This window comes from Arthrobacter sp. UYEF20, assembly GCF_040546335.1.
GTDB lineage: Bacteria > Actinomycetota > Actinomycetes > Actinomycetales > Micrococcaceae > Arthrobacter.
Genome location: NZ_JBEPNP010000007.1, coordinates 200,592 through 210,974, shown reverse-complemented (window position 1 = coordinate 210,974; position 10,383 = coordinate 200,592). Strand labels below are relative to the sequence as shown.

The following is a 10,383-nucleotide window of genomic DNA, read 5'->3' as shown; positions in this document are numbered from 1 at the left end:
CACCGTTCGGTAAGGCACCGTTCGGTAAGGCACCGTTCGGTAAGGCACCGTTCGGTAAGGCACCGTTCGGTAAGGCACCGTTCGGTAAGGCACCGTTCGGTAAGGCACCGCGTCGCGCCGTCACTGCCTGGGGGCCTGGCTGCCGCGGCCGCTGACTCTCCGGGAGGACCGCCCGGTCTTCGCGCCCGGGACCGGCGGCACCGTGACGTTCCCTGGCCGGAAGCCGGGCACGTGGACGCGGGCAGTCAGCGGGGCGCTCCTGCCCGGTTGCTTGCCGCCCGGCCGTCTGCCTGCCGTGGCGAACCCCGGATTCCCGCGGGCGGTTTGCGCGTGGCGCCGAAGCAACCGGGGAGGAACGTCACGGCAGGGGTGCGTGGGGCGTTTCCGGTGGCCGGACCGGGCGCCGGGCTACTTCCCGGGAGGACATGCCCATTCCTCGCGCCCGGGTCCGGACATAATCGGAATCTGTCCATCCGCCGACCCCGGCGCGGGGCATGTCCTTGAGCCCGGCCACCCCGCTGCCTGGACCTGAACCCCCGGCGAACTAACGAAAATGCCTATTAGGCTGTGCTCATGCCTCACGTCAACGATCCTGCCGTCCTGGAAAGGCTCCTGCGCGCCAAGGGGCGGTGGGCCGTCGTCGGCCTCACCACCAACCAGTGGCGCGCTGCCTATGACACCTCGCTATTCATCCGGGACCGGCTGGGCATGGAGATCATCCCGGTGAATCTTCCGGCGGATCCGGTCCACGGCGAAACGGGCTACGCCAGCCTTGCCGACATCCCGGCGGAGAAGCACCCCATCGACGTCGTCGACTGTTTCGTGAACTCGCACAAGGTGGGGGATGTGGTGGACCAGGCGATCGCCGTCGGCGCCCGGGCGGTGTGGCTGCAGCTCGGCGTCATCGATGAAGCGGCGGCTGCCCGGGCGAGAGCCGCCGGACTCGACGTCATCATGAACGCCTGCCCGGCGCAGGACGCCCGGCGCTTCGGCCTGTAGGGGGGCGTTCGTAATCTCGTTCGTAACCTTGACTGCAAACCGGTCCGTGAAGCTCGCGCCTGGAACCGCCTTGTTCCTCTGCTAGTCTTCTGCTGAATCATTCCCCGGAAGCCAGGATCAGCATGCGCAGGCACCGACCGCAAGGGCTGCCGGTTTTCCGCCCGGAGGACCCCGGACGCAGGGCGGCGCTGGGTGTGCTGGGAGCCTCGCTCGTCGCGGCTGTCGGTGCGTGTGCGGCGCCGGAACGCTCCGCACAGCCCGCCACATCGACCGCGACCGACGCCGTCACGCCGGCGCCCGCCGTCACCCCGGCGGCCGGGCCGGCCGGCAGCAGACGTCTCCGCCGCTCCTTCATTCCGGATTTCACCCTGCCGCCCGTGCACGGCGGGCTGGTTCCGGTCCTGACGAGAATCCCGACCAAGCACCCCGTGGTCTTCCTGACCATCGACGACGGCGTGACGCGGACTCCCGAAATGGTGCGGCTCATGGCCGAATACGACTACCCGGCGTCGATCTTCCTGACCCGGAACTTCGTGCAGGCCGATCCGGCTTTCTTCAAGCAGTTCGCCACGCAGGGGAGCCTGGTGGAAAACCACACGGTGAGCCACAACATCAACATGGTCACCCAGCTCGGTTACCAGCAGCAGCTCGCGGAAATCACCGGGATGCAGGAGTTCGCCGAGCAGCAGTTCGGCCGCCGGCCCACGCTGTTCCGCCCGCCGGGGGGCGCCTACTCCAACGCGCTGCGGCAGGCCGCGGCGGCCGCGGGCCTGAAGGCCATCGTCACGTGGGAAGCCAAGGCGAACGCCGGTCGGATGGATTACCAGTACGGGAGCTCGCTGCGGCCAGGCGATATTGTACTGATGCACTTCCGGCAGGAATTCGCCGCCGATCTGGCCGCATTCCGCGCGGCCCAGCTGGCTGCCGGACTTGAAGTAGTGCTGCTGGAGAGCTTCCTCGGCGTCGCCTGAGCCTGACCCGGGCCGGCCCAAATGTCGGGGGAGGGAAGTAGGCTCAAGACATGGAAGTAGCTGAACTCCGCGGGCTCTGCCTGGGCTTTCCCGGCGCCTTCGAGGATTTTCCGTTCGGGCCGGAGACGTCCGTCTTCAAGGTACGGGCCGCGGTATCCGGCGGCGCCCGCCACGAAGCCAAGATGTTCGCCCTGTCGTCGATGGACGAGGACGATTTCGCGGTGAGCCTGAAGTGCGAGCCGGCACTGGCCGAGCAGTTGCGCGCCGCCCACCCTGAGATCACCGGAGCCTGGCACCTGAACAAGACCCACTGGAACGGCGTCCGGCTGGACGGGTCCCTGGCTGATTCGATGATTTGCGACATGGTGGAGGACTCCTATGACCTCGTCGTCGCAACCCTGACCCGGCGCCAGCAGGAACAGCTCGGCTGGGCGCGGCTCGCCCGGGAGGCGCGGCCGTGAGCGGGCGCATCGCCGGCGGCGAGCTGAACTACGACGGGATCGGCGCCACGGAGCACGGCCCGCCGCCGTTGGACGTCGAGTGCCTCGTTACCTCGGCGTACGTCGGCGAAGGCCTCGCGGCGTACCGGCGCGTGGTCCACGGCATGCTGACCTGGCAACTGCAGAAGCGGGCGGGGTTGCGGGTCCGCGCCGACTCCGACGTGGTGGCCCCCGGCGCGCGGGTGGTGAGCGGCTTCGGCGTCGGGCCGTTCCGGATCAACGCGCCCTGCGAGGTGGTCTGGGTCCGCCGCCCGCTGCCCGGGGGCGGGCCGCAGTCCGCTGGTTTCGGCTACGGCACCCTGCCGGGGCATCCCGTCCGCGGCGAGGAGGCGTTCGAGATTTCCATCGACGCGAACGGCATCGTGACGATCGAAATTACGGCTTTCGGTGTGCCGTCCAACTGGTTCTACGCGGCGGGCGGCGCCCTGACGAAGCGGGCGCAGCGCCTCATCACTTCCCGCTACATCGAAAGTGCACACCAACTGGCGGGCGGTGAGAGCTGAGGTGATCCGCTCACGGCACGTGCGTAACGGCCGGGTGCTCGATCGTGACGGTGCCGGCGTCGCCGTCGACGCGGATCTGCTGGCCGCTGCTAAGTCGCTGGGTGGCCACTCCGGTGCCGAGCACGGCCGGGATGCCGTACTCCCGGGCCACGATGGAGCTGTGGCTCAACGGGCCGCCGACGTCGGTGACCACGGCGGAGGCCATCGCGAACAGCGAGGTCCATGCGGGAGTGGTGATGCGGGCGACCAGGACGTCCCCGGGCACCATCCGGGCGAAATCCTGAGGCCCGGTCAGGACGCGGGCGGGAGCAGTGACCCGGCCCGAGCTGGCGCCGGTCCCTTTGATGATGTCGCCGAGCTGGTCCTGTGAACGTGCCGGCATCATTGACCCGAAGGCCCGCTCCATCCACCGGCTCTCGGGCAGCAATTGCGGCGCAGCTGCTTTGGCCTGGCCTCGCCAACGCATTTTTCGCTCCTCGACGGCGCCAGCGCGGACGGGCCGGTCTGCTCCGGTAATAGCCACCGCCGCCGGTGCGCCCGGCGCGGGTGCGCCCGGCGCGGGTGCGCCCGGCGCGGCAAGGCCGAACTCGACGGCGCTGCGCAGTTCCTGGCGGCGCAGCCAGAACACGTCGGCGGGCCCGGCGATGACGGCCGAGTCAACCAGCCGTTGTCCGAGCTCAAGCAGCATCCGCCGTATCAGCGGCCAGGCCAGGCCGACGTCGGCCAGCGCATCCTCGCGGACCGGGGCGGCGTTCTGTGCCCACCGGAGGAGCCGGAGGAACGCGGCCCGGCGCTTCGGCCCGAGCCGGGAGATCGTTCGGCTGGTTTCATCCTCCCTGCGGGCGGCCGAGCGCCGCTGGCGCTCGTGCGGGTCGGTCCCCTGTCCCCGCAGGTAGAACTTCACCGTCTCCAGCAGCGCCGAGGGATCGTCGGCCGGCACCGGGCAAACGAAGTCCAGGTTGTAGACCGCGTGGCCGAATCGGCCGAGGTGTTCCTGGAAGCGGGGATGCCACTGCCGCCACAGCGCCGGGTCGACACCGGCAGGCGGGAACCCGGTTCGCTGGGACTCAACCAGTGCCGCCGTGGGTTCATTGAGGATCGCCGGGGCCAGCCCAGGAACGCCGCGGGCCCAGGCTGCGAGGTCATACAGCGACTTCTCCGCCCTGATGGGTTCGCTGTCATAGCCGAGGAGAAACGTCTGGGCGGGGGGATCCCCGTCGCGCTGAACCAACTTCTCGTAATACGCCCGGAAGGAGATTTCGCTGGTCGCTGCGATTGGAATGATTGACTGCACGGCCGTGTAATACACGGTGCCGGCGTCCAGCAACGCCTGCACACCGTCAAGCAGTTCCTCTCCGGAAAGCTCGACGACGGGCTTCGCCGCCCAGTCCTGGATCACCCGCTCGTAGCGGGGGTGCGAGAATTCCCGCCAGCCAGCCACTCCCATCTGAGCCTTGCCGCGGACCAGCGCGCGCACGGCGGTCAGCGACTTGCCCATCACCCGCCACATTCCCGAGGTGCGGTAGTAATAGTAGGCGTAGCCGTTAATGGTGGGCAGTCCGACGTCGTCCTCGCGGATGACGTTTTTTCCTACGGCCTCGGCCATCAACGCTCTCAGCGACCGGGCCACCGAGCCGTCGATCAGGTCGGCGAACAGCGGCGAGAGCGGCTCGGGTAACTGTTCCACGATGCTGGCCCGGAAGTAGAGCCCCTTCGGGTAGGGCACCGTCCAGGTATCCGGGGTGTCGGCCGCCGGTTCGGGCAGTGCGGTGATGGGCCGGGATTGCAGCATGAAGAACTCGTCACCGGCCCGCGCCCACTCGATGTCCTGCGGCGCCCCGAAATGATCCGCGATCCGTGTTCCATAGCTGGCCAGCGCGGCCGCCGACCGGTCGTCCAGTACGGACTGACGACGGCGGGCGTCCGGCACCGGCTGCTCCCGGGTGCCGTGGTCCGCATAGACAGTCATGACCTCCTTGTCAGCTGTCCGGCGCGACAGCACACGGCCCGTCCCTGCTTCGACGACGACGTCATCCGTGCCGACCGTTCCGCTGACCACGGACTCGCCCAGGCCCCACGCGGCACTGATCACGATCTGGTCGCGGCGCCCGTTGGCCGGATTGGCGGTGAACATGACCCCGGCCGCCTCGGCCTCGACCATCCGCTGGACCACCACCGCGAGGCGCACCGCGTCCGGTCCGATGCCTTCACGGGCCCGGTAGGCCATGGCACGCGCCGTCCACAGTGAAGCCCAGCAATCGGTCACGGCCGCGGCCAGCGCGTCGGTCCCGCGGACGTTAAGGTAGGTGTCCTGTTGCCCGGCGAAGCTGGCGGAGGCGAGGTCCTCGGCCGTGGCGGAGGAGCGCACGGCCACGGCTGTGTATCCGTTGCCGAGACGCCCGTAGGCAGTGCCGAGTTCTGCTGCGATCATGGCGGGCATGGTGCCGCCGGTGAACAGGGCGCGGATCCGCTTCGAGGCATCCTCGTAGTCCTGGGGCGCCGCCTGCGGTGACAGCGCGGCCAGCTCCTGGATGCCGGTCTGGAGGTGATTGGCGTCCACAAAATCCGCATAGGCTGCGGTGTTCAGCACAAATCCCGGAGGGACCGGCAGCCCGGCCTGAATGAGGCCGCCCAGTCCGACGCCTTTGCCGCCGGCCACGGCGACGTCGCCTGGTCCCACATCGCCGAAGCTGTTGATGTAGGTCATGACCGTGCGTCCTTTCTGCCCGGAGCTGGGCGCCTTCAATGAGCCCGGCTCCCAACATACTGGCACTGCCGCAGGCAGGAGACCATAGCTGATGGTGTCGATCAGACCGCCTCCAGCGGAGCCACGCGCCAGGAGAGCAGCCGGTGGGAAAATTGGGACATGTGGATCGGCTGGATTGAATTCGACATCCTCCTCGGCGACGTGCACAGCCTGAAGGAGAAGCGCTCGGTGCTGCGGCCGGTGCTCGCCGAGGTGAAGCGACGCTTCGACGTTTCTGTCACCGAGGCCGGACTGCAGGACCAGTACCGGCGCACGGTCATCGGCGTCGGGCTGGTCGCTGCGGACCGGGCGCACCTCGTCGACGTGCTGGCCGCCGTCGAACGGTTCATGGCGGCGCGCCCGGAACTCGAGCTGCTCAGCGCCCGCCAGCGCGAACTCCGCAGCGACGACTGACACCCATCGATTGCTCCGTAACTGCCGTTTTGAGGGTTCAAAAGGGCCGTTGCGGAGCAATCGACGGGTCTTGTGGATAACTTATGCAGCGCCGGCGCAATTCTGGTCCGATGAATCAATGAGGACCGCACGCCAGCTGCCGATGGAACTCCAAGACCGACCCTTCACCGTTGCCGAGGCTGCGCACGCCGGAGTGTCGCCGAAGCGGCTGCGGCACCGTTCCCTGAACGCTCTCGGCAAGGGAATCCGGGCGCAAAGCCCGACGACCGAGCTCCCCTTGAGTATCAGAGTGCGGCCTTTCATAGAGGTCAATGAGCGATGCGCCGCATCGCACCTCACCGCGGCGGAGCTGCTAATACTGCCGCCACGACGGCGGAAAGGGACTCCTGAAATGTTTCACGTCATCAGGCCCGAGGGTGCGGCCCATCTCAACCGGCCACATGTAATCGTGCACCGAATGAAACTGTACGACGACGAAGTCACAATTCTGGACGGCGTTCCCATCACCACGCCGGAGCGAACGTGGCTGGATCTGGCTGAAGTGCTGACCGTGGACGAACTCGTTGTTGCGGGCGACAGCTGCGTCCGGGTGCCTCGGCGGGACTTTGAGAACAGGGAGATGCCGCTCTGCAGCCTCCAGGATCTGCAGCGGATGATCGACCGGCACAAGGGAAAGCGCGGACTCCGCAAAGCGAAGGAAGCCATCACCCTCATTCGGGTGGGCTCGGATTCGCCGCAGGAGTCCTTGCTGAGGCTTGCCATGGTCCGGGCCGGCCTTCCGGAACCAGAGCTGAACGTGCCCATCATCGACGATGCCGGCACGCGGCACCACCAACCCGACTTGTCGTATCGGAAATACAGAATCGGCATCGAGTACGAGGGCGAAGAACACGGAGACGAGGCGCAGATCGTCCGGGACATCGCCCGGTCGGAGCGGTACACGGCCCTCGGCTGGACCGAGGTCCGCGTTTCCAAACGGCACATGCGCGATGATGCCAAGGCCGCAGTGGCCAAGGTACGCGCCGCACTCGTGCAGGCGGGCTGGCGGCCCGGGCGGTAACGAACGGTTGCTCCGCAACTGCCGTATTGAGGGCTCAAAACGGCAGTTACGGAGCAACCGATGGGGCGGCGGTGGGTGGGGACTAGCCGAAGTACTTCGGCAGGGTGGCCTCGTGGGCTTCGCGGAGCGCCTCGAGGTTCATGGTCTCGACGCCGTTGATCTCCAGCGTGCCTCCCTCGGCGTCCACGACGCCGATCCGGACGTGCGCGAAGCCGCGGGCGGTGCACATGTCCTTGAAGCGGATCTCCTCGGACCGGGGCACGGCCACAATGGCCCGGCCCTGGGATTCGGAGAATAGCGCCGTGAACAGGTCCACGCCGTCGCGGTCCAGGACGTCCTGCAGGGCGATCCGGGCGCCCACGCCGTAGCGCAGGGACGACTCCACGAGGGCCGCGGCGAGACCGCCTTCGGAGAGGTCGTGGGCGGAATCCACCATGCCGTCGCGGGAGGCGTTGATCAGGATCTGCCCCAGTTCGCGCTCGGCGTCGAGGTCAACCTTGGGCGGCAGGCCGCCGAGGTGTCCGCGCATATTGGACCATTCCGAACCGTCCAGCTCTGCCGCCGTCGTGCCCAGCAGGTAGATGGCCTGGCCGTCTTCCTTCCAGCCCGACGGCGTGCGGCGGGCGACGTCGTCGAACTTGCCCAGCACGGCCACCACGGGGGAGGGGTGGATCGGGACGGTGCCGGTCTGGTTGTACAGCGAGACGTTGCCGCCGGTGACCGGGATGCCCAGCACCATGCAGGCGTCGGAGAGGCCCCGGATGGCCTCGGCCAGCTGCCACATCACGTCCGGGTCCTCGGGGGAGCCGAAGTTCAGGCAGTCGCTGACGGCCATCGGCACCGCGCCGGAGGTGGCGACGTTCCGGTACGCCTCGGCCAGCGCCAGTTGGGCACCGTGGTACGGATCGAGGTAGGTGTAGCGGCCGTTGGCGTCGGTGGCCAGGGCCACGCCCAGGCCGGTTTCCTCGTCCACCCGGACCACGCCGGCGTCATCAGGGAACGCCATGGCAGTGTTGCCGCCGACGTAACGGTCGTACTGCTTGGTGATCCAGGACTTGCTGCACATGTTCGGCGAAGCAACGAGTTCGGTCATGGCGGCGGCCAGTTCCTCGGGGGAGGAAGGCCGTCCGGTATCCTGCACGGACCCGGTGAACGCATCGGCCTGCACGGTGTCCTGCCATTCGGGGCGGGCATACGGGCGATCGTAGACCGGACCGTCGTGGGCCACGGTGCGCGGGTCGACGTCGACGATGACCACGCCTTCCCACGTGATGATCAGGCGGCCGGTGTCGGTCACCTCGCCCAGCCAGGAGTACTCCACAGCCCACTTGTCCATGACCGCTTCAAAAGCGGCCACGTTCCCGGGCGTGACCACGGCCATCATGCGTTCCTGCGACTCGGACATCAGGATTTCGCCCGGGGTGAGGGTGGGGTCGCGCAGCAGGACCGAGGTCAGTTCGACTTCCATGCCGCCGTCGCCGTTGGAGGCGAGCTCGGACGTGGCGCAGGAAATGCCGGCGGCACCCAGGTCCTGGATGCCCTCAACCAGGGAACCCTTGAACAGCTCCAGGCAGCACTCGATCAGGACCTTCTCGGCGAACGGGTCGCCCACCTGGACGGCGGGGCGCTTGGACGGTTTGGTGTCGTCGAAGGACTCCGAGGCCAGCACGGAGGCGCCGCCGATTCCGTCGCCGCCGGTGCGGGCGCCGAAGAGCACCACCTTGTTGCCCTTGCCGGTGGCGTTGGCGAGGCGGATGTCCTCGTGGCGCATCACGCCGACGGCCAGCGCGTTGACCAGCGGGTTGCCCTGGTAAACGGAGTCGAAGACCATTTCGCCGCCGATGTTCGGCAGGCCGAGGGAGTTGCCGTAGCCGCCGATGCCCGCCACGGCGCCGTGCATGACGCGGGCCGTGTCCGGGTGGTCAATGGCGCCGAAACGCAGCGGATCCATCACAGCCACCGGCCGGGCGCCCATGGAGATGATGTCGCGGACAATCCCGCCGATGCCGGTTGCGGCACCCTGGTAGGGCTCCACGAACGACGGCGAATTGTGGGACTCGATCTTGAACGTCACGGCCCAGCCGTCGCCCAGGTTGGTGACACCGGCGTTCTCGCCGATCCCCACGAGCATGTCCTTCTTCATCTCCTCGGTCACCTTTTCGCCGAACTGGCGCAGGTGGTTCTTCGAGGACTTGTAGGAGCAGTGCTCGCTCCACATCACGGAGTACATCGCGAGCTCGGCGCCGGTGGGGCGGCGGCCCAGGACCTTCACGACCTCGTCGAACTCGTTCTGCTTCAGGCCCAGTTCGGCCCACGGGAGTTCGGTGTCCGGCGTCTTGGCCGCGTTTTCGACGGTGTCGATGTTGAATTTCTTGGTCTCGGTGACGCTTCCCGCCGTCCGGCCAGTTGACGTCTCCGTCATTTGTTGTCTCCCACGATCTTGTTCAGTACAGAGGTGAAGAAGCCGAGGCCCTCGGTGTCGGAGCCGATTTCGGGGCCGAACCCGGCCTCCACCGCGTGTTCCGGGTGCGGCATCAGTCCCACCACGTTGCCGGCGGCGTTGGCGATGCCGGCGATGTCGCGGCGCGAGCCGTTCGGGTTGAAGCCGACGTAGCGGAACACCACCCGGTCTTCCGCCTCGAGCGCGTCCAGGGTCTTCTCGTCGGCGATGTACTGGCCGTCCTGGTTCTTCAGCGGCACGGTGATTTCCTGGCCGACGGCGTAGTCCCCGGTCCAGGACGTGGTGTTGTTCTCCACCCGGAGGACCTGGTCGCGGCACATGAACTTCAAGTGGTCGTTCTTGATCATCGAGCCGGGCAGCAGGTGCGACTCGGTGAGGATCTGGAAGCCGTTGCAGATGCCGAGCACCGGCAGCTTGGCGTCCGAGTTGGCGGCATCGATGATCTTGGCCATCAGCGGCGCAAACCGGGCGATGGCGCCTGCGCGGAGGTAGTCGCCATAGGAGAACCCGCCGGGGATCACGACGGCGTCGACGTCGCCCAGCGTCGTGTCGGCGTGCCAGAGTGCCACGGGGGTGGCGCCGGCCAGACGGACGGCGCGGACGGCGTCGCGGTCGTCCAGGGTTCCGGGGAAGGTGACGACGCCGATCCGCGCACCTGCGAGACTGCGAGCACCAGGAGCGTTGGCCGCGACGGCGATGGCCTCACCGATCAGGGGGAGTTCAGTCATC

At 67.8% G+C, this 10,383-nt stretch carries 9 protein-coding genes; 6 read left to right on the top strand and 3 right to left on the bottom strand.

Annotated features, from left to right (window positions below; translation table 11 throughout):
* Positions 1–573 precede the first annotated feature (573 nt).
* The 4 genes from ABIB26_RS10695 to ABIB26_RS10680 all read left to right on the top strand — a co-directional run bounded on the left by ABIB26_RS10695 (position 574) and on the right by ABIB26_RS10680 (position 2,973).
* Positions 574–999, top strand: coding sequence for a CoA-binding protein (locus ABIB26_RS10695; RefSeq protein WP_354242399.1), 426 nt, complete (start codon positions 574–576; stop codon positions 997–999).
* A 122-nt stretch (positions 1,000–1,121) separates the two neighbouring features.
* Positions 1,122–1,970, top strand: a complete 849-nt coding sequence (locus tag ABIB26_RS10690) for a polysaccharide deacetylase family protein (RefSeq protein ID WP_354242397.1) — start codon at positions 1,122–1,124, stop codon at positions 1,968–1,970.
* A gap of 50 nt (positions 1,971–2,020) precedes the next feature.
* Positions 2,021–2,431: an MmcQ/YjbR family DNA-binding protein gene (locus ABIB26_RS10685; protein ID WP_354242394.1), complete on the top strand. Its 411-nt coding sequence runs from the start codon at positions 2,021–2,023 to the stop codon at positions 2,429–2,431.
* The gene (locus ABIB26_RS10680) at positions 2,428–2,973 is read left to right on the top strand and encodes a DUF1990 domain-containing protein (RefSeq protein ID WP_354242392.1); all 546 of its coding nucleotides are present in this window, start codon (positions 2,428–2,430) and stop codon (positions 2,971–2,973) included. The genes ABIB26_RS10685 and ABIB26_RS10680 overlap by 4 nt, the downstream gene beginning before the upstream one ends.
* A gap of 10 nt (positions 2,974–2,983) precedes the next feature.
* Here ABIB26_RS10680 and ABIB26_RS10675 read toward each other — a convergent pair whose 3' ends face one another.
* On the bottom strand, positions 2,984–5,680 hold the full coding sequence (locus ABIB26_RS10675) for a PEP/pyruvate-binding domain-containing protein (protein WP_354242389.1): 2,697 nt from the start codon (positions 5,678–5,680) through the stop codon (positions 2,984–2,986).
* 159 nt (positions 5,681–5,839) lie between these two features.
* On the opposite strand from ABIB26_RS10675, the gene ABIB26_RS10670 reads away from it, so the two are divergent.
* Positions 5,840–6,133, top strand: coding sequence for a DUF503 domain-containing protein (locus tag ABIB26_RS10670; protein ID WP_354242386.1), 294 nt, complete (start codon positions 5,840–5,842; stop codon positions 6,131–6,133).
* Between the two features lie 457 nt (positions 6,134–6,590).
* A complete protein-coding gene (locus ABIB26_RS10665; protein ID WP_354242383.1) occupies positions 6,591–7,193 on the top strand; it encodes a putative endonuclease domain-containing protein in 603 nt (200 codons plus the stop codon).
* An 82-nt stretch (positions 7,194–7,275) separates the two neighbouring features.
* Here the strand turns inward: ABIB26_RS10665 and purL are convergent, their stop codons facing one another.
* Together purL and purQ are read right to left on the bottom strand one after the other, a co-directional pair.
* Positions 7,276–9,615: a phosphoribosylformylglycinamidine synthase subunit PurL gene (gene purL / locus ABIB26_RS10660; protein ID WP_354242380.1), complete on the bottom strand. Its 2,340-nt coding sequence runs from the start codon at positions 9,613–9,615 to the stop codon at positions 7,276–7,278.
* Positions 9,612–10,382, bottom strand: a complete 771-nt coding sequence (purQ, locus tag ABIB26_RS10655; protein ID WP_354242378.1) for a phosphoribosylformylglycinamidine synthase subunit PurQ — start codon at positions 10,380–10,382, stop codon at positions 9,612–9,614. The genes purL and purQ overlap by 4 nt, the downstream gene beginning before the upstream one ends.
* Position 10,383 lies beyond the last annotated feature (1 nt).